Raw genomic sequence first — 19396 nt, 5'->3', positions numbered from 1 at the left:
GGACGCGACGAACTCGCCACGCCGGGACGTGACCAGCTCGCCACTCAGGCACGTGACGAACTCGCCACGCGGGGACGCGACGAGCTTGCCGCTCAAGGACGTGACGAGCTCCGCGCAGCCACCGTCTGATTAGTCCAGCCGCGACACGGCTTCCCGTACTCGGCGCAGGTCGCGCAGGCGCTGCTCATACGTCGCTCCCAGCGCCAGCGTGACGAGGCCGATGAGTGCGATCGGGAACCAGCCGGGCAGCTGCGCGACTGCCTCGGCCGCATACGGGGCGAGTTGCCTGCCTGCGTCCAGCACCAGCACCGCGCCACCGAGCATCAACGGCGCCCGCAGCCGAGCGCGCGCGCCCACCGCCGTGATGGCGAAGGCCGCGACCGCGAGGAGCATCGGACGGGGGCTCGACGTGTCCGCCCAGGCGGCGAGCAGGCTGGGCAGGAGGGTCGCCGAGAGCGCCGGGCCGTAGGCCGTCCAGGAAGAGAGCTCAGGCTCCCGTCGCCTCCGCAGCAGACCCACCGCTACGAGCGCTACCGAGATAGGCACCGTGTAGGCCTCGGGCTCGGCCACCTGGGCCTCGACAAGCCGGATCCACCACGACAGCAGCATCAGCGCGGAGCCGAACCACACGGCTTTTCGCCGATCGGGGCGCGATGCGACGGCGAACGCGAGCACACCCGCGATGGCCAAGTTCAGGCTGAGAGGCGTCGCCTCGTCACCCGCCATCACCACGGCCGAGGCGGCGAGCGTCCAGGCCATGACCTCGACCAGGACGCCCCGCGCCCACATCGCCACGGCCAGCCCGACGGCGGCGGCCGCCAGGACGCCGAGCGACGCCTGATATTCGGTCAGACCGGCCACGCTTCCGAGCGTGGCCGCAAACCCGCCCAGCGACAGGACGGCGATCGCTACCGCGCCCTCCCTTATGGCGCGCTCCAGCAGTCCGACGACCAGGCCGAAGATCGTCAAAGCCCCCAGGACGGCAAGCGTCGCGTCCTGCGTGGCCAGCGATTCGATCGCCGCCCACAGCGCGACCACCGCGGCCGAAACGCCGGCACCAACGCGAGCCACAGGGGCGAAGGCAGCCCAGGCGCCCAAGAGCACCGCCACAGCCACGGCGGCGACGAGCGATACCGGATAGGCCAGTTCCAGGGACACCGACGTCGTGAGTACAGCCAGCGCCACCACGGGCGGCGCCCATGCCAAGCGGACAAGCGCAACCCCTAGCGCCAGCACTGCCAGGACGATCGGGGCGGACGGCACTACGAGCTCGCGCATGGCCACCGGAAGGACGATCAGCTCACCCGACCACACGTCCTCCAGACGCCACGAGGGGCCTGTCAGAGACACGAACGCCGCTGGAAGTGACGCAAGCCCTGCCACGGCAAGAACCACCCCAGCACCCTTGCTCACGGGATGCCTCAGCGACCCGGCTCCAAGGAGCACTATGGCCGCGGCAACGGCGTAACCCGCCGCCGCCCACCGGTCGTCCAGCGGAAGGACGCCACCGAGCCCGGCAGCGGCGGCCAGGCCGAACGCCACCGCCAGGTCGGGAACCCCGCATCGGGCCCAGACCAGCGCCATCAGGCTCGCCGCGATCAGCACCCACGCGGCCTCGACACTGTCGAACGACATCGCCAACGCGATCCCGGTGCCGGTCAACCCGACGGCGATTCCCGTGGCGCCGGCGACGCCCCGGACGAGGGTCTCGCGCGGCGCCATCCTCATCACGCCGAGGTCCAGCAGGGACAGCACCACCAAGACCAGAGCGATGCCTTCGATGGACGCGTCCATCGCATTGGCGGCGAGCAAGAGCGGGCCTTGGCCCAGCACAAGCGCCATGGGCACGGGCAGCCGAAGCGGGGCCGCCCAGCCGTATGCGCCCCACCCCAGGCTCACAGCAAGCACGGCCCCTGTGGCATACCACCGTCCGTCTATGGCACCAAGCCCGAACAGGTCACCGGCATACGCCGCATAACACTGGAGCCCCAGGAGCAAGAGCCCGACCGTCGCGACGGTCTCGCCCGTCGCCGCCAAGCCGCGCCGTACCAGCGGCCACACGGCCCCTAGAGCCACCGCCGTGAACGAGAGCAGAATCCCCGCCCGCGCCCCCATCCCCAGCGAACCCCAGCTGATGACGGTGAACACGATCGCGGCAATGCCCAGCAGAACACCGCCCACGGTGAGCAGCACATTGCGCACACCCAGCCGCGATACGTCCGCCCTAGGTCGTGTCTGAGCCGGCTGGGGACTTGCCGCTGGCCACGCCGCCCCAGCCGGGACGGTCGGCGCGGCATGCAGCCACTCCAGCAACACCCGCCGCCTGTGGTTCAGGTGAGCGAGCCTTTGCTCGACCACCCACAACTCTTGGGCCGCAGGCCCGTGGAGGAGCAACCCACAGAACGAACACGAGGCTCCCCGAATGGGAGTCCCACAGCTAGGACACGCAATACGCATAGCCGGATCATCGCGACCCGGGTCGTCCGATCCATCCGCTCAAGTACTCAACTTCGGAGCAGGTACCTCCGAGTGGCTTCGGACGTTCAGGTCGCCGCGGATCCAAGCACCAGTGCCTGAGCGGCGATGACCTGATTGCCGTTGTAGGTCAGGGCAGGTGAGCCATGAAGCTCATACCCCTCGTCCAGGAGAGCGCTGACACGCTTGCAGAACTCGGCATCGTCCACACCCGTGATCAGGCGATAGCGCAGCGGAAGATCATTACTCACACCGCTCAGCCTAAGTTCTGAGCTCACCCCTTGGTCATGCCGGTCGCACCCGGCATCGCCCATCCCCAGCTGTGGAAAAGTGCAGACCAAGCTAGACAACGAGCGAGGGACGTACCCGCGTGCGCTTATCCCCAATAGACGGCTGGCCTAGAGGAGACGCTTCGTGTATCCGGCGTCGACCAGGCGTTCATAGGCCGACTTCACCTCGGACGGCATCTCCTGTGGGATCGCGAATCCGAGATCGGGATAGATCATGATGCGCTGGGTGTCGCCCACAAGCATGTGGATAACTCGAGCGGTGTCTCCGATGTCTGCGAGATACTCGTCCAGCGAAAGGGGGCGCGATGCGCAGATGATCTCAAGCTCGGGCCAGAGCTTCCTGGCCGTCGAGTAAGCGCGACGCTGCTGGTAGGGCCGCGAGATCAGGATTGCCCTACTGACATCGATCCCGCAGGCGGTCAGCAGCCTTCGAGTGAACTCGATGTTCTGCCCGGTGTTGGTGGCGCGAGGCTCAACGAGGATGGCCTCGTCCGGAACACCACGGGCGAGCGCGTGCTCGCGGAAGTGGACGGCCTCACCACGGGGAAACAACTCAACAGTGGTCGGCACATGCGCACCGGTGAACACGATGCGCGGAATGACTCCCATCTCATACAACTCGGCGGCAAAGCCGGCGACCCCGACATCATGCCCGCCAAGCCCGATCCCAACGTCCGAGGGGCGGATCACGTGATGCATGTCGTGGTAATTCCACAAGGTCCCCACGTCAGCCCAGACCGCTCCGGGCAACAGAGCATCACCGCACCAAGCCTGCCCCATCCTCAAAGCCCCCCGGTCCACCCGACTACACCGCCCAACCATCGAGCAAGCACACCACCCAGCCCTTTTACGATGGCACACGTCCCCTATCTGCCCCTCCCAGCGCAACACCCCCACTCAGCCCCTGCGCTTCCCAGGCCCGGCACAACGCAGTTTCGGAGGGCGTGCCGAGGCGGGGGCTTTGGCACCAGAGAATGCTGCGCGCGATCCCGTGTTCTCCGGGCGCCTTCATGAGTTTGCCTCGCTGGACGTCAGCACCACGCGGCCCCCGCACCCACCCCTGGCGCCACCCAATGCGTTCACGCTGATCAGGTCCTGATTCTTGGTCAGTAGTCCAGCCATAGGCCGTAACCCTCGGACTCGGCCTTTCCCAGCCAGGCGAGGCAGTCGCCGAGATCGGCGGACGCCAGTTCGTCCGCCACGAACTCTTCGACCGAGCGGATAGGCGTCAACCGGGTCCGGTACCCGCTCCGGGCCTGGGAGTTCCACGCCGCGGCGGCCTCGACGTAGGGCGTCCAGTCGGTGGGCAAAACCTCAGCGGGGGTCGCGCCCCAATGTGGGGGTGGACTCACCGCGGGGACGGGCAGGTTCAGCACCTGCTCGCTTGCTTCCGCCACTCCGGGCTTCCGCATCCAGGCGTTGGTGCGGTGGAGGGCCGCAACGGCGTAGGAGCGGATGACCTTCCATTCCTCCTCCAAGGCGCGGCTCGTGAGATAGGCATGCCAGGCGGCGAGGTAGGCGAGATGGCGGCCTTGACGGACCTCGTCCAGATGACGAATCCAGGTGTCGAGCAGGTCGGGGACCTCGTCCGGAAGGTGAGTGCGATACGCCGCGCGCCGCCATTCGGCGGGGATCACCTCGATGGCAGAGAAGCGTGAAACGCGTATGCAACTCTCGGCGCGGTCGTCGATCTCGATTCGAGCCAGGAGTTGCTGCCCCTCGGTGGGGACCTCGTGGAGGTCGTACTCCGGCAGCCCTAGGAAGTCCCAGTCGGGCCAGAGCATGCCGTGGGCGGCGGTGAACTGGTCGGCTTGCCCTTTGATCAGCTCCATCAGCAGCAACCGCGCGTCATCGTGACGGGGCCGCATCCGAATCCAGTCGATGCCCACGGGACGGATGCTAGCGACGTCCCGGTGTGTCGCCGTCCGCTACTCGGACGTCTTGTCTGGCCATGTGCGGGACGTCTGGAATCGCAAGCGGATTGGCGGTGGTCAGTCTGCGGCTGGTCGCGGGGGGTGCCGTTCGTGCTTGGGGCCGACTTCGGCTCAGGATTGGTCGCCGAGTGGGTGCTCGTCCGGACGAGGTGCCCGGACGTTTCGCAGCATGCGCCGCTCGCAGGCACCGAACTCCGCGAAGTTGCGGCGCGCCTTGGTGAGGCTCAGGGCGCCGTTCGGGCCGCCTCGGACGAGATCGGCGTCGTGGTCGTCCTGGCCATCGTCCTCCCAGAAACAGACCTCGCAGATCTCATAACCGCCCCGGCTGTCGAGTGTCAGATATCCGCAGCAAGGGCAGGCGTAGGGCCGATCTCGTTCGGGCTGACGCACGCTGTTGTTGATCTGCGTGTCCGTGTACCACTCGAACCAGCGACTCCGCCGAGCGAGCTCGGCTTCGCTCACTTCCTCAGGCTCGTCCGGCATGCGAGCCACTATCGCAGGGCTTTCGCAATCGCGTCCGGCAGGTGCACGAGACCGTCCCGCGCCGAGCTCGCGAAGCTGAACAGCCGAAACTGGGCCTCTCAGGCTTGCGTGCCCTCTTCGGTTTTGAAGGTTCGGAAGCCTCGGCGATGGTAGTTGGGCAGCGCGTTGGGATGGTCGAGGGTTGAAGTGTGGAGCCACACCCGGGTCGCTGCGGGTGTTAGTTGCCAGGCTCGTTGAATGGCCATCGTCAGGGCGAATCCGCCCAGGCCCTTGCCCACGAACTCGGGCAGTAGGCCGAAGGTCTCGATCTCCACGTCGCCGTCCTGGTGGACGTCGTACCCGACCATGCCCGCCGGTTCGCCCTTGAAGGACAGCATCCAGAATGCCCGATCCGGGGACGCGGCGAACCAGGCGTCCCAGCCCTCCTCGGTACGTTCAGCGCTCTCCCAGCGGTAAGGAGAGCCGATTCGGCGCACCAGGTCATGAATCACCGGGACGTTTCGCTCCAGCGGCTCCAGGAGTAGATCAGGGACGGGAGCGGCCGGGTTGAGTTCCTCAGGGGAGGTCATTTCTACATACGTCACGATCTCCTTCACCCGGCGCAGGCTACGTGATCTCGGCGTCGTCTCTCACATCGGCCCTGAGCAACTCGTGCTCAGCCAATGCGCCTCGTAAGACGTCCACCCGGGAAGCCCCTGGCGCTCCTGAACGGTGCGCGCGATGAGCCTTGGAGGGCGGTTTCTGGAGGCGCGTACGACGCTGCGGACACGAAGTGAAGCTGCGGGCAAGTATCAGCCCACCGACGAGCCCGCACCGTGGACAAGCCCGCACCGTGGACGACCGCGGACCTTAGCCGACCGCGGGCCGAGACGACCGCGACCCGTGCACGAGCCGTGCCGTGAACGACCCGGCTCGTCGGCGAGGCCAGCCCGTGAGCCAGTGCGGGCCTTGAGCGAACGCGGCCCATGCACGAACGCGGCCCGTGGACCAACGCCGCCCGTGGACGGACGCGGGCCGGGGACGAACGCGGCGCGTGGACGAGTGCGAGTCGTGGACAGGCCCGAGCCGTGAGCGAGCGCGGACCGTGCACGAACGCGGCGCGGGCACGAACGCGGCGCGGGCACGAACGCGGCGTGCACGAACGCCGCGCGTGCACGAACGCCGCGCGTGGACCAACGCGGCGCGTGGACCAACGCGGCGCGTGGACCAACGCGGCGCGTGGACCAACGCGGCGCGTGGACCAACGCCGCCCGTGGACCAACGCGGGCCGGGGACGGACGCGGCGCGTGGACGAGTGCGAGTCGTGGACAAGCGCGGGCCGTAAGCGGGCGCGGGCCGTGGGTGAGGACGGGCCGTGGGTGAGGACGGGCTGTGGACGAGCGCCGCCCGTGAGTGGGGGCGAGCCGTGGGCGGGGCTGCATTCGTTGGGTGGGGTGCTGAGTGGTGGGCGTGCGGGAGGGCGATCAGTGCTGGGAGGCGAAGGTGTCTGGCGGTGGGGCGGAGACCAAAAAGCCCCCGTCGGCGAAATGCGACGGGGGCTGGGATGTCGGTGGGCGTACGTGGACTTGAACCACGGGCCTCATCCTTATCAGGGATGCGCTCTAACCGACTGAGCTATACGCCCGAACAGGGCCGCCGTCCTGGCGACGCATGGAGAGATTACCGCATCCCGGTTGGTGACCGGTAATCGATTAGGGGACGGCGACCCGGAGGGTTACTCGGCCTCCTTGAGGGTGACCTCGACGCCGCCGACCAGGTCGGCGGCGAGGTTGTAGATGATCGAGCCGACCGTGGACAGGGCGGTGATCAGCAGGACGTTGAGGGCACCCACGAGGACGGTGTAGCCGAAGACGCGGGCGAAGGAGAACCAGCTGCCGGCGTCCATCGTGCTGGTGGTGTCGTCCGGGCGGCGGGTCAGGTCGTTGATCGTGTCGCTGATCGAGTCGAAGACCCCGAGGCCCGAAAGGATCATGTAGAGGACGGTCACCGCGACCAGCAGGACGACGAAGCAGACCAGCGACATCACGAAGCTGAACTTCATGACCGACCACGGTTCGAGGCGGGCCAGCTGGAGCTGGGCCTTGCGGGCCGGCTTGCCGTTGGCGGGAGGCTTGGCCGAGGAGGAGGCCGTGGCCGGGACGGGGCTGGAGACCGCCGGACGGTCCTTGACCGCGGTGCCGGTGTAGCCCGAGCCCGCGGCGGGGGCCCCGCCGCCGGAGACCTCGCGGCGTCCGAACGGCTTGCTGGAGTTCTCGGTGCGGCCCGCCGAGACCGAGCCGGCGGGCTCGGCCGGCTTGGCCCAGCTCGGCTGTTCCTTCGACGACCTGGACGCCGACGCCGCCCCCGACGCCGATGGCTTGGCCGCCGTGTCCTTGACCGGGGCGATCTCGGTGGACGAGCTCTCGCTGGTCTCGGGCTTCTTCAGGTCGGTCGAGGTCGCCTCGGCGTCCTTGGCGGAGTCCTCGGTGACCATTTCGAGGTCGTGGACGGTGTCGTCGGAGACCTTCTTCTTGGTCTCGTCCGACGGGGCCTCACCCGAGTCCGAACCGGCACGGCCGTTGTTCTTGCCGGGCTGGGTGCTCACGTGTCCTCCTGGCCTAGCGGGTCTGCGACAAGGTCAGGAACCTCACTCATCCTCGGCCCCCTCGTCCGCCTCGGTGTCTGCGTCCTCCATGGACTCTACGTTCCTCGCGATGGCGACGACGCGGTCCCGGTCCGCCAGGTTCATGAGGCGGACGCCCATGGTCTGCCGTCCCGACTGCTTGATCTCCGCGGCGCTGGTGCGGATCACGCCGCCGTTGGAGGTCATGGCGAAGACCTCGTCGTCCGGGCCGACCATCAGCGCGCCCACGAGGCCTCCGCGAGAATCCACAATCTTGGCGGTGAGGACTCCCTTACCTCCCCGACCCTGGACAGGGTACTGGTCCACGGGAGTGCGCTTGGCGTAGCCGCCTTCGGTGGCCACGAGGACGTTCTGCCCGGTGTCCTGGACGACCAGCATGTTGAGCACTTCGCTGGCCTCGTCGAAACGCATCCCGATCACACCGCTGGTGGCGCGGCCCATCGGGCGCAGCGAATCGTCGTCGGCGTGGAAGCGGATCGACTGCGCGCTGGTGGAGACCATGAGGAGGTCGTCGTCCGGGCAGACCAGCCGGGCGGCGATCACCTCGTCGTCGTCGGCGAGGTTGATGGCGATGATGCCGCCGCTGCGGGGCGAGTCGAAGTCCTGCAGGTGCGACTTCTTGACCTTGCCGTGCTTGGTGGCCAGGACGAGGTAGGGCGCGACCTCGTAGTCGCGCAGGTCCATGACCTGGGCGATGTGCTCGTCCGGCTGGAAGGCCAGCAGGTTGGCCACGTGCTGGCCGCGCGAGTCGCGGCCCGAGTCGGGCAGCTCGTAGGCCTTGGCGCGGTAGACGCGTCCCTTGTTGGTGAAGAACAGGATCCAGTGGTGCGTCGTGGTGACGAAGAACTGGTCGACGATGTCGTCCTGCTTGAGCTGGGCGCCGCGCACGCCCTTGCCGCCGCGCCGCTGGGCGCGGTACAGGTCGGTGCGGGTGCGCTTGGCGTAGCCGCCCCGGGTGATGGTGACGACGATGTCCTCTTCGGCGATGAGGTCTTCGTAGGAGACGTCGCCGTCGAAGGGGATGATCTGGGTGCGCCGCTCGTCGCCGAACTTCTCGACGATGGGGGCGAGCTCGTCGGCGACGATCCGGCGCTGCCGCTCGGGCGAGGCGAGGATGTCGTTGTAGTCGGCGATCTCGGCCATGAGCTTGTCGTACTCGTCGATGATCTGCTGGCGTTCCAGCGCGGCGAGCTTGCGCAGCTGCATGTCGAGGATGGCCTGCGCCTGGATCTCGTCGATCTCCAGCAGGCTCATCAGGCCGCTCTGCGCCTGCGACGCCGACGGCGAGCGCCGGATCAGCGCGATGACCTCGTCGATGCGGTCGAGGGCCTTGAGCAGCGCGCGCAGGATGTGGGCGCGCTCCTCGGCCTTGCGCAGCAGGTAGCGCGTGCGCCGGACGATGACCTCGATCTGGTGCGCGACCCAGTGCCGGACGAACTGGTCGATGCGGAGCGTGCGGGGAACCCCGTCGACCAGCGCGAGCATGTTCGCGCCGAAGGTCTCTTGCAGCTGGGTGTGCTTGTAGAGGTTGTTCAGGACGATCTTGGCGACGGCGTCCCGCTTGAGGACGATCACCAGCCGCTGGCCGGTGCGGCCGGAGGTCTCGTCGCGGACGTCGGCGATGCCGTCGAGCTTGCCGTCCTTGACCAGCGTCGCGATCTTCTCGGCGAGGTTGTCGGGGTTGACCTGGTAGGGCAGCTCGGTGACGACCAGGCAGGTGCGGCCCTGGATCTCCTCGACCTCGACGACGGCGCGCATGGTGATCGAGCCGCGGCCGGTGCGGTAGGCCTCCTCGATGCCCTTGCGGCCGACGATCAGGCCGTGGGTCGGGAAGTCGGGGCCCTTGACCCGCTCGATCAGCGCGTCGAGCAGATCCTCGTCGCTGGTGCCGTAGTTGTCGAGGTACCACTGGACGCCCTCGGCGACCTCGCGCAGGTTGTGCGGCGGGATGTTGGTCGCCATGCCGACCGCGATGCCGGCCGACCCGTTGACCAGGAGGTTCGGGTACCGCGACGGCAGGACGTCGGGTTCCTGCGAACGGCCGTCGTAGTTGGGGGAGAAGTCGACGGTCTCCTTGTCGATGTCGCGCACCAGCTCCATGGCCAGCGGCGCCATCCGGCACTCGGTGTACCGCATCGCGGCGGCGGGGTCGTTGCCGCGCGAGCCGAAGTTCCCGTTGCCGTCGACCAGGGGGTAGCGCAGCGACCAGGGCTGGGCGAGCCGGACGAGGGCGTCGTAGATGGGCGAGTCGCCGTGGGGGTGGTAGTTACCCATGACGTCACCGACGACGCGCGCGCACTTGAAGTAACCGCGGTCGGGACGGTAGCCCCCGTCGTACATCGCGTAGAGCACGCGGCGGTGCACCGGCTTGAGGCCGTCGCGTACGTCGGGAAGCGCGCGCGAGACGATGACCGACATCGCGTAGTCGAGATAGCTCTTCTGCATCTCGCCCTGGATGTCGACCGGCTCTACGCGCCCGCCCGCCGGAACGCCGCCCTCTGTGGTCACGTCCGTCACCTGAAAGACCTCTTCTGCTGCTTAAGTGGATAGGGAGCTCGACTGCCGGCCGGAGCCTCAGATATCGAGGAAGCGCACGTCCTTGGCGTTGCGCTGGATGAACTCGCGGCGGGGTTCGACCTCCTCGCCCATCAGGACGCTGAACAGCTCGTCGGCCTGGGCGGCGTCGTCGAGCTGCACCTGGAGCAGGACCCGGTTGTCGGGGTCCATGGTGGTGTCCCACAGCTCGTTGGCGTTCATCTCACCGAGGCCTTTGAAGCGCTGGACCTGGTCGCGGGGACGCGGGTCGCGCTTGCCGGCGGCGATGCCCGCCTCGACGATCGCGTCGCGCTCGCGGTCGGAGTAGGCGTAGTCGGCCTCGTTGCCGCGGGCGTCCCACTTGATCTTGTAGAGGGGCGGCTGCGAGAGGTAGACGTGCCCGGCCTCGATCAGCGGCTTCATGAAGCGGAACAGCAGCGTCAGCAGGAGCGTGTTGATGTGGTGGCCGTCGATGTCGGCGTCCGACATCAGGATGATCTTGTGGTAGCGGAGCTTCTCGATGTCGAACTCGTCGTGGATGCCCGTGCCGAGGGCGGTGATGATCGCCTGCACCTCGTTGTTCTTCAGGATCTTGTCGATCCGGGCCTTCTCCACGTTGAGGATCTTGCCTCGGATCGGGAGGATCGCCTGGAAGTGCGGGTCGCGGCCGCCCTTGGCCGAGCCGCCCGCCGAGTCGCCCTCGACGATGTAGATCTCGGACTCGGCCGGGTCGGTCGACTGGCAGTCCGACAGCTTGCCGGGCAGGGACGTCGACTCCAGCAGGCTCTTGCGGCGGGTCAGGTCGCGCGCCTGCCGCGCGGCGATGCGCGCGCGCGCCGCCTGCGTGGCCTTGTTGATGACTTCCTTGGCCTCGCCCGGGTTCCGGTCGAACCAGTCGCGCAGGTGCTCGTTGACGGCCTTCTGCACGAACGACTTGGCCTCGGTGTTGCCGAGCTTGGTCTTGGTCTGCCCCTCGAACTGCGGGTCGGCCAGCTTGATCGAGATGATCGAGGTCAGGCCCTCGCGGACGTCCTCGCCGGTGAGGTTGTCGTCCTTGTCCTTCAGGAGCTTCTGCTCCTTGGCGTACCGGTTGACGATGCTGGTCAGCGCCGCCCGGAAGCCCTCTTCGTGGGTGCCGCCCTCCGCCGTGTTGATCGTGTTGGCGAAGGTGTGGACCGACTCGGAGTACGAGGCGTTCCACTGCATGGCGATCTCGACCGACATGCCCTCGGTGTCGTCGCCGAAGTAGATCACCGAGTCGTGCACGGCGTCCTTCTTGGCGTTGATGTACCGGACGAAGTCTTCGATGCCGCCTTCGTAGTGGTAGACGACCTTGCGGGCCTCGCCGTTGATGTGGTCGGGACGCTCGTCCTGCAGGGTGATCGAAAGCCCGCGGTTGAGGAACGCGTACTCCTGCATACGGCGGGAGAGCGTCTCGAAGTTCCACTCGACGGTCTCGAAGATCCCGGCGTCCGGCCAGAACGAGATCGTCGTCCCGGTCTCGTCGGTGGCCTCGCCCTTGGCCAGCGGCGCCACGGGGCCCGTCCAGGTATAGGACTGGCGCCATACGTGGCCGTCGACCTTGACCTCGGCGTCCAGCCGGGTCGACAGCGCGTTCACCACCGCGGAGCCCACACCGTGCAGACCGCCGGAGACGGCGTACGACTTGCCGTCGAACTTGCCGCCCGCGTGCAGGGTGGTCAGTACCAGCTCGATGGCGGGACGCTTCTCCACCGGGTGCAGACCGACGGGGATGCCACGTCCGTTGTCGGTGACCCGGACCCCGCCGTCGGCCAGCAGCGTCACCACGATGGTGTCGGCATGCCCGGCCAGCGCCTCGTCGACGGAGTTGTCGACGATCTCGTACACGAGGTGATGGAGGCCACGCTCCCCGGTCGAGCCGATGTACATCCCGGGGCGTTTGCGAACCGCCTCGAGACCTTCAAGGACAGTGATCGAACTAGCGTCGTACGCCAAAGGAGATCCTTCTGCCGGGGATGCTCACCGCCCCCGCGCGCCCGAAGGGAGCGCGGTGTGCCCCGTAACACACATAAGGGCGCCCCTATGTACTGGCCGTTACGACCAGAGCACCGGGCGACCCACGGCGACGCAGCATCCTGAACCCGATCTCATTCTACCGGGTCATGCAACGAAAAGTGGCACTCACGAGCGCTGTGCTTGCGTGTGGCGGACCAGCGGGCGAGGAGACGCATCCCCCCATGGCCCCTGGGGGCTTCTCGGGCCTACGGGGCGCTCGCTGCTGAACTCGCCCCTCATCGCGCCGAACAGATGTTCCATCGTCCCCACCCGAACCCCTGTGCCTTCTGACCACCCGAATCCCCTGCTGGAACGCTCCCCAGGGCACCGGGACGGGCGTCAGCGGGCCCGCCAGGCTCCAGGGCGCCGCGGCGAGGACGGCCCCACGACCTTCACACGGCGCACGGTGCCGTGGCCGAGTTCCTCGTTCAGACGCCGCACGAGGGTGGACGAGAGGAGGCGGAGCTGCGTCGCCCAGGTGGTGGAATCGGCGATGACGGTGAGCTCGCCGTCCTCGAAACGGTCCGGACGGGTGTGCTCGGCGAGCTCGGGGCCGACCATGCCGGGCCAGTTGCCGAACACGCCGCCGACGGCCGCGCGCTGCTCCCATCCACGGGCCGCCAGCAGCTCCCGTATGGCGGGTCCGAACGCCTTGGGGTCGCCGCCCCGTCCGGGATCGCGGACGGCGGGGACTCGCGGCCCCTTGCGCTTCTTCCCCTGCCCCGGGACGGACCCCCGCTTGAGCGCGTCCGCCTTGGCCTGCGCGAGAGCCTCGCGCGCCAGCTCGATCCCCGATTTGGCCGGGGGAGTCTCGAAGTTATGCACATTCTGTGGATCGTCACCCACGCCGCTCTCCTCCCCCGAGTCAGTCACGGCCACCTCGCCCCAGGCAGGTCGCCGCCGCTCCAGAGTGGTCGGCCACGCTCACCTCGCTTCGGCAGGTCGCGCGATGTACCGCCGCGACGTCACCGTGGTCAGTCACGGGTCACCTCGCCGTCGTTGACCGTGAAGGCCGTGCCGGTGAGTTCCTTGGGGACGTCCTCGGGGACGGCGGCGGTGATGAGGACCTGCTCGGCGGGCAGCACCATCTCGGCCAGGCGGCTGCGGCGGCCCGAGTCCAGCTCGGCGAACACGTCGTCCAGGATCAGGACGGGGTCGTCGCCGTCCGCGCGCAGCAGGTCGAAGGCGGCCAGGCGCAGGCCCAGGGCGAACGACCACGACTCGCCGTGGCTGGCGTAGCCGCGGGCGGGCAGCTCCCCCAGGCGCAGGACGAGCTCGTCCCGGTGCGGCCCGACCAGGCTCACTCCGCGTTCGAGTTCCTGCCTGCGCGACTCGGCCACGCCCGCCAGCAGCTGGTCGGCCAGCTGTGCACGGTCTGTGGACAACTCCGCGTCGCCCAGCGAGCTCTTATAGAGGAGGTCGGCGCCGCCCCCGCCCGGGGCCAACGCTGAGTAGGCGCTGGCTACGAGAGGACGCAATGCGGCCACCAAGTCCAGGCGCGCCGCGAGGAGTTCTGAGCCGGTGCGCGCCAGGTGGGAGTCCCACACGTCGAGGGTCGCCAGCACCTCGGCGCTGGGGGAGCGCCTGTGCGCGGCCGCCGACTTCAACAGGGCGTTGCGCTGCTTGAGCACGCGCTCGTAGTCGGCCCGGACGCCCGCGAAGCGCGGGGCCCGTGCGGTCAGCAGCTCGTCCAGGAACCGGCGGCGCTCCCCCGGGTCGCCCTTCACCAGCGAGAGATCCTCCGGCGCGAACAGGACCGTCCGCAGCATCCCCAGGATCTCGCGGGGCTTGGGGATGGGGGAGCGGTTCAGCCGCGCCCGGTTCGCCCTCCCCGGGTTGATCTCAAGCTCGATCAGCGCCTTGCGGTCGTCCTTGATGACCCCGGCCCGCACGATCGCCCTCGGCGCCCCCTGCCGCACCAGCGGAGCGTCGGTGGCCGCGCGGTGGCTCCCGTGGGTGGCCACGTACCCGATGGCCTCGACCAGGTTGGTCTTGCCCTGCCCGTTAGGACCGACGAACGCGGTGACGGCCGGTTCGAGCGCCACCTCCGCGGTGGCGTACGACCGGAAGTCCTGGAGGGAGAGATGGGCGACGTGCACGGGACACGAGAGTAGAGCCTTTCGCCCCCGTAAGCGCCGAGGAAGAATCCAGAGAAGTCGCCGTCCCTGTGGATAACCGGACGGCTAGACCTTCGGCGGGGTGACGTCGGCACCGGGGGAGTCGGCGCCCTTCGCGGACTCGACCGCATGGCCGCCGAACTGGTTGCGCAGCGCGGCCACGACCTTCATCGCGGGCGAATCGTCCTGGCGGGACGCGAAGCGCGCGTAGAGCGACGCGGTGATCGCGGGCAGCGGGACGGCGTGGTCGACGGCGGCCTGGACGGTCCAGCGTCCCTCGCCGGAGTCGTTGGCGTATCCACGGATCTCGTCCAGCTGTGGATCGTCGGACAGCGCGTTGTTCATCAGGTCGAGCAGCCACGAGCGGATGACCGTGCCCTGCTCCCAGCTGCGGAACGTCTCGGCCACGTTGGTGACGATCTCGCTGGCCTCGATGAGCTCCCAGCCCTCGCCGAACGCCTGCATCATGGCGTACTCGATGCCGTTGTGGACCATCTTCACGAAGTGCCCGGCGCCGATCGCCCCCGAATGGACGAACCCGAAGTCACCCTCGGGCTTGAGCGTCTCGAAGATCGGCATGAGGCGCTTCACGTTCTCGTCGTCGCCGCCGACCATGAGGGCGTAGCCGTTCTGAAGCCCCCATACGCCGCCGCTCACACCGCAGTCGAGGAAGCCGATGTTCTTCTCGGCCAGTTCGGCGCCGTGCTTCTGGTCGTCCACATAGTGGGAGTTGCCGCCGTCCACCACGAGGTCACCGGGCTCAAGGATTTCCCCAAGCTTGTTGATGGTGTCTTGGGTGGGCCCACCGGCGGGGACCATCACCCACACGGCGCGGGGCGCCGACAACCGTCCGACCAGGTCTTCCAGCGACTCGACGTCGCTGACCTCGGGATTGCGGTCGTAGCCCACGATCGTGTGGCCGCCGCGGCGCAGGCGCTCGGCCATGTTGCCGCCCATCTTGCCCAGGCCGATGATGCCCAGTTCCATGCTCACTCCCCTGTGCGGTGGGCCTGCGGGGGCGGGTCCCCCCGCAGGCGGTGCTCCCCTGGGGTTCTCCCCAGGGCCGGTCCTTTATTCCCCAGGACCGATCCTTACCCAGAGAGCCGCACAGGCATGATCAGGTACCGGTAGTTGGGGTTCTCGCCGTCCTGCGGAGGCTTGCCCGTCAGCACCGCGGGCTTGGTCGGTGTGGTGAACGACAGGCGCGCGACGTCCGAGCCGATCGCCGACAGACCGTCCAGCAGGAACGCCGGGTTGAAGGCGATGTCGATGTCCTCGCCCTCAAGCGTCGCCTCAAGCGCCTCGACGGCCTGAGCCTCATCCCCGGTCCCGGCTTCCAGGACGACCTCTCCCTGGCTGAACGAGAGCCGCACAGGGGTGTTGCGCTCGGCGACCAGCGAGACCCGCTTGACGGCCTCGATGAACGCGGCGGTCTGGATCTCGGCGAGCCCGGCGTACTCGCTGGGCAGCAGCGACCGGTACTTGACGAAGTCGCCGTCCAGCAGGCGGGACGTGGTGCGGCGGCCGCCGCCCTCGAACCCGATCATCCCCTCGCCCGTGCTCCCGGTGCCCGCGAGGGCGATCGAGACCTCGGCACCGGCCGTCAGCGACTTGGCGGTGTCGGCCAGCGTCTTGGCCGGCACCAGCGCCACGGCGGAGAAGTCGGGACGCTCGGGCTTCCAGTGCAGCTCGCGGACGGCGAGCCGGTACCGGTCGGTGGACGCGAGCGTGACGGTCTCGCCCTCGATCTCCACCCGGACGCCGGTGAGCATCGGGATGGTGTCGTCGCGTCCGGCCGCGATGGCGACCTGCCCGACGGCGGCCGCGAACTCGTCGCTGCCGACCGACCCGGCAGCCGGGGGCATCTCCGGAAGGGTCGGGTAGTCCTCCACAGGCATGGTGAGGAGTGTGAACTTCGCGCTGCCGCAGCGGAGCATCACCTTGGCCCCGTCGGTCGTCACCTCCACCGGGTGGGGAGGCAGGCTGCGGCAGATCTCGGCGAGCAGGCGGCCGGAGACCAGCGCCGTCCCCGGATCTTCGGTGTCGATGTCGGTCGAGACCTGCGCGGACACCTCGTAGTCGAAGGCCGACAGCTTCAGCCGGTCGCTCGCCTCGATGTGCATGCCCGCCAGAACGGGCACCGGGGGCCGGACCGGGAGCGTGCGCGCGGTCCAGGCCACGGCGTCGGCCAGGGCGTCTCTGTCGATGCGGAACTTCAAGGGGACCCGCCTCCTGCAGGTTTCGGGCTAAGGACGAGGTGGTACTCCTCAATCAGCGCTCCCGGGGCTCGTGATCCCCAGGCCCTGATTTGAGGTTGTTCTTTTCTTAGATAGATACAAGAGGAAGTACTAGTCATAGGGGCCGTGGATAGTGTGGACATCCCCTGTCCGCCCAGGTGAGAGCGTGTATCGGCGTCCACCGGCCCTGTGCACCGGCAGTGGACGCGGCGTCGCCGCCTGAGGATGAAGAATCTGTCCCCACACTCCGTCCTCACCTCATCCCCCGCTTGTCCACGAGTTCTCCGCAGGTTTCCCCGGGCGTCACGCCCGTGTCGGACGGCATGGGAACGCGGAGGGAATTCATCCCCAGGACGTCCCCAGGGCATCCCCAAGTCGTCCACGAATTCGTCCCCAACATGTCGGGTCGGCGTCCCCAACCGGTCCCCAGGCCGTCCACCAATTGTCCTCAGGTTCTCCGCAGGTTGTCCCCCGGCTTTTCCACGAGAATCCCCAGTGTTTTCCCCAGGCTGTGGGTAAGCGTCCCCTCCGGGACGCCGCCTGAGGAGCCTCGTCACCGCTTGCGGGCCTGGTGCTTGATGCGCCCGGTGAGCTCGGTGACCTGGTTGTAGATGGCGCGCCGCTCGGCCATCAGGGAACGGATCTTGCGCTCCGCGTGCATGACCGTGGTGTGGTCGCGCCCCCCGAACTGCTGCCCGATCTTGGGCAGGGACAGGTCGGTGAGCTCGCGGCACAGGTACATCGCGATCTGCCTGGCGGTCACCAGCATCCGCGAGCGCGACGGTCCACAGAGGTCCTCGATCGTGGTGCCGAAGTACTCCACAGTCTGCGCCATGATCATCGCGGCCGTGATCTCGGGGCCGGAGTCGTTGGGGATAAGGTCCTTGAGGACGATCTCGGCCAGCTTCATGTCGACCGACTGGCGGTTGAGGCTGGCGAAGGCGGTCACCCGGATCAGGGCGCCCTCCAGCTCGCGGATGTTCGTCGCGATCTGCGAGGCGATGAACTCCAGGACGTCCGGCGGCGCGGCCAGACCCTCCTGCCGGGCCTTCTTCTGCAGGATCGCGATGCGGGTCTCGAGCTCGGGCGGCTGGACGTCGGTCGTCAGCCCCCACTCGAAACGGTTACGCAGCCGATCCTCCAGCGTCACCAGTTCTTTGGGCGGCCGATCACTGGAGATAACGATCTGCTTGCTTGCGTTGTGGAGGGTGTTGAACGTGTGGAAGAACTCCTCCTGCGTCTGTTCCTTGCCTTCAAGGAACTGGATGTCGTCGACGAGGAGGATGTCCACATCCCGGTAACGACGGCGAAAACCGTCCGCCTTACCGTCGCGGATCGAGTTGATGAAGTCGTTGGTGAACTCCTCGGAGCTCACATAACGCACACGCGCGCCATTGAAGAGGCTCTGCGCATAATGTCCGATCGCGTGCAGCAGGTGGGTTTTCCCCAGACCTGAGTCGCCGTAGATGAACAGCGGGTTGTACGCCTTGGCCGGCTGCTCGGCCACCGCCACCGCGGCCGCGTGCGCGAACCGGTTGGACGCCCCGATCACGAACGTCTCGAACGTGTACTTCGGGTTGAGCCGCGCGTGCTCGCCGCCGGCCGCGGGCGCGCCGCCTGCAGGGCCTCCCCGGGGAGGCGTAGGCGTCGGCGCGGGCTGCTGCCCCTCATCACGGAAGCCGCTGTAGGGCTCCGCGGGGGCGTAGCTGTCTTCGGCCCGGCCCCCGAGCCCGCCTTCGGCCTCGGGACCGCGGGAGTCATGCCGTCCTGGACGGGACGCGCCGAGCGTCCGGTCGTTCAGATGGGACGGTGCGGGCCCCGGGTTGTTCTGCGGGCCCCTCTGCCCAAGCGGGTGTTCCCCGTAGCCCTCGGGAGGACGTCCCCTTCCCGGGTAGCCGCCCTGCTGTCCGCGTCCTTCGTAAGGACCACGCGCGCCTGGGCCGCCCCCGTAGGCAGGAGGACGTGCCGCAGCCGGGTAACCCGGACCGAGGTCGGCGTCCCGCTGGGGCCACCCGCGATCGTCGTCCTCGCGCTGCGGCCACCCGCGGTCGTCTTCGTCCCGCTGGGGCCATCCCCGATCGTCTTCGTCACGCTGAGCCCAGGGGCGGTCATCGTCCTCGCGCTTGGGCCAGCCGCGGTCGTCCTCGTCCCGCTGGGGCCATCCCCGGTCCTCGGAAGCCGGCGGATATCCACCGGGGCTGTGGATAGAGCCGGGTTGAGGCGGGCCCGCATAGCCTTTTTCCGCATATCCCTGATCCGGGTACGGCCGCTCCGCGTGAGGCTTGTCTCCATAGGGACGTCCGTCATACGGCGCTTCCCCGTAGGGACGTTCTCTGAAGGGCCCGCCAGAACCCGACGGCTGCTCCGGGGGACGCTCCGGATGCGACGGCTCCGCCTCCCCGCCCGGCGACTCGGGCTGGACGGTGACCGCCACACGGATCTCGCGTCCGAGCTCATGGGAGAGCGCCTGCGTGATCAGGTTGCGCAGCCGCGTTTCCAGCGCGTCCTTGGCGAACTCGTTCGGCGCGGCCAGCAGCGCGGTCCCCTCGACCAGGGCCAGCGGGCGGACCATCGGAAGCCAGGCCCGGTAGCTCGGGGGCAGTTCCCCCTCAGACAGAGCCGTGAGGGTTCGGGTCCAGACCGACGCCAGATCCTGACCGTCCAT

General features: G+C 68.3%; 14 protein-coding genes and 1 tRNA gene. All 15 read right to left on the bottom strand.

Annotation, left to right across the window (positions count from 1 at the left end; translation table 11 throughout):
• Nucleotides 1-129: 129 nt before the first annotated feature.
• The 15 genes from ACQPY4_RS00075 to dnaA all read right to left on the bottom strand — a co-directional run bounded on the left by ACQPY4_RS00075 (nucleotide 130) and on the right by dnaA (nucleotide 19396).
• The gene (locus ACQPY4_RS00075; RefSeq protein ID WP_433331015.1) at nucleotides 130-2202 is read right to left on the bottom strand and encodes an SCO7613 C-terminal domain-containing membrane protein; all 2073 of its coding nucleotides are present in this window, start codon (nucleotides 2200-2202) and stop codon (nucleotides 130-132) included.
• A gap of 341 nt (nucleotides 2203-2543) precedes the next feature.
• On the bottom strand, nucleotides 2544-2726 hold the full coding sequence (locus ACQPY4_RS00070; RefSeq protein ID WP_433331013.1) for a DUF1737 domain-containing protein: 183 nt from the start codon (nucleotides 2724-2726) through the stop codon (nucleotides 2544-2546).
• Between the two features lie 147 nt (nucleotides 2727-2873).
• Nucleotides 2874-3464: a YdcF family protein gene (locus ACQPY4_RS00065; RefSeq protein WP_433331011.1), complete on the bottom strand. Its 591-nt coding sequence runs from the start codon at nucleotides 3462-3464 to the stop codon at nucleotides 2874-2876.
• Nucleotides 3465-3871: 407 nt separating this feature from the next.
• Nucleotides 3872-4654, bottom strand: coding sequence for a hypothetical protein (locus tag ACQPY4_RS00060; protein ID WP_433331009.1), 783 nt, complete (start codon nucleotides 4652-4654; stop codon nucleotides 3872-3874).
• A 156-nt stretch (nucleotides 4655-4810) separates the two neighbouring features.
• Nucleotides 4811-5182 carry a CPCC family cysteine-rich protein gene (locus ACQPY4_RS00055; protein ID WP_433331007.1) on the bottom strand — a complete coding sequence of 124 codons (372 nt, stop codon included), beginning with the start codon at nucleotides 5180-5182 and terminating at the stop codon, nucleotides 4811-4813.
• Nucleotides 5183-5280: 98 nt separating this feature from the next.
• Entirely contained in the window at nucleotides 5281-5778 is a 498-nt protein-coding gene (locus tag ACQPY4_RS00050) for a GNAT family N-acetyltransferase (protein WP_433331005.1), read from the bottom strand.
• A gap of 954 nt (nucleotides 5779-6732) precedes the next feature.
• Nucleotides 6733-6806, bottom strand: a tRNA-Ile gene (locus ACQPY4_RS00045).
• 90 nt (nucleotides 6807-6896) lie between these two features.
• Nucleotides 6897-7766, bottom strand: coding sequence for a DUF3566 domain-containing protein (locus tag ACQPY4_RS00040; protein WP_433331003.1), 870 nt, complete (start codon nucleotides 7764-7766; stop codon nucleotides 6897-6899).
• A 42-nt stretch (nucleotides 7767-7808) separates the two neighbouring features.
• The gene (gyrA, locus tag ACQPY4_RS00035; RefSeq protein ID WP_433331001.1) at nucleotides 7809-10322 is read right to left on the bottom strand and encodes a DNA gyrase subunit A; all 2514 of its coding nucleotides are present in this window, start codon (nucleotides 10320-10322) and stop codon (nucleotides 7809-7811) included.
• A gap of 57 nt (nucleotides 10323-10379) precedes the next feature.
• Nucleotides 10380-12296, bottom strand: coding sequence for a DNA topoisomerase (ATP-hydrolyzing) subunit B (gene gyrB, locus ACQPY4_RS00030; RefSeq protein ID WP_433339234.1), 1917 nt, complete (start codon nucleotides 12294-12296; stop codon nucleotides 10380-10382).
• Between the two features lie 420 nt (nucleotides 12297-12716).
• Nucleotides 12717-13223, bottom strand: a complete 507-nt coding sequence (locus ACQPY4_RS00025; protein WP_433330999.1) for a DUF721 domain-containing protein — start codon at nucleotides 13221-13223, stop codon at nucleotides 12717-12719.
• A 128-nt stretch (nucleotides 13224-13351) separates the two neighbouring features.
• Nucleotides 13352-14476 carry a DNA replication/repair protein RecF gene (recF, locus tag ACQPY4_RS00020; protein ID WP_433330997.1) on the bottom strand — a complete coding sequence of 375 codons (1125 nt, stop codon included), beginning with the start codon at nucleotides 14474-14476 and terminating at the stop codon, nucleotides 13352-13354.
• Nucleotides 14477-14560: 84 nt separating this feature from the next.
• Nucleotides 14561-15481 carry a phosphogluconate dehydrogenase (NAD(+)-dependent, decarboxylating) gene (gnd, locus tag ACQPY4_RS00015; protein WP_433330995.1) on the bottom strand — a complete coding sequence of 307 codons (921 nt, stop codon included), beginning with the start codon at nucleotides 15479-15481 and terminating at the stop codon, nucleotides 14561-14563.
• Between the two features lie 104 nt (nucleotides 15482-15585).
• Nucleotides 15586-16713, bottom strand: a complete 1128-nt coding sequence (gene dnaN / locus ACQPY4_RS00010; protein ID WP_433330993.1) for a DNA polymerase III subunit beta — start codon at nucleotides 16711-16713, stop codon at nucleotides 15586-15588.
• A gap of 571 nt (nucleotides 16714-17284) precedes the next feature.
• The gene (gene dnaA, locus ACQPY4_RS00005) at nucleotides 17285-19396 is read right to left on the bottom strand and encodes a chromosomal replication initiator protein DnaA (RefSeq protein ID WP_433330991.1); all 2112 of its coding nucleotides are present in this window, start codon (nucleotides 19394-19396) and stop codon (nucleotides 17285-17287) included.

Origin of the sequence: Spirillospora sp. CA-294931, from assembly GCF_050946795.1 — a bacterium.
Taxonomy (GTDB): Bacteria; Actinomycetota; Actinomycetes; order Streptosporangiales; family Streptosporangiaceae; genus Spirillospora.
Note: the sequence above shows the minus strand (reverse complement) of the source record. Positions and strands in the feature narration are given on the sequence as shown.

What these genes read in the sequence shown, in the direction of transcription:
- gnd (WP_433330995.1), bottom strand. Translation starts at nt 15,481, where the DNA reads ATGGAACTGGGCATCATCGGCCTGGGCAAGATGGGCGGCAACATGGCC.
- dnaA (WP_433330991.1), bottom strand. Translation starts at nt 19,396, where the DNA reads ATGGACGGTCAGGATCTGGCGTCGGTCTGGACCCGAACCCTCACGGCT.
- ACQPY4_RS00055 (WP_433331007.1), bottom strand. Translation starts at nt 5,182, where the DNA reads ATGCCGGACGAGCCTGAGGAAGTGAGCGAAGCCGAGCTCGCTCGGCGG.
- ACQPY4_RS00065 (WP_433331011.1), bottom strand. Translation starts at nt 3,464, where the DNA reads ATGCATCACGTGATCCGCCCCTCGGACGTTGGGATCGGGCTTGGCGGG.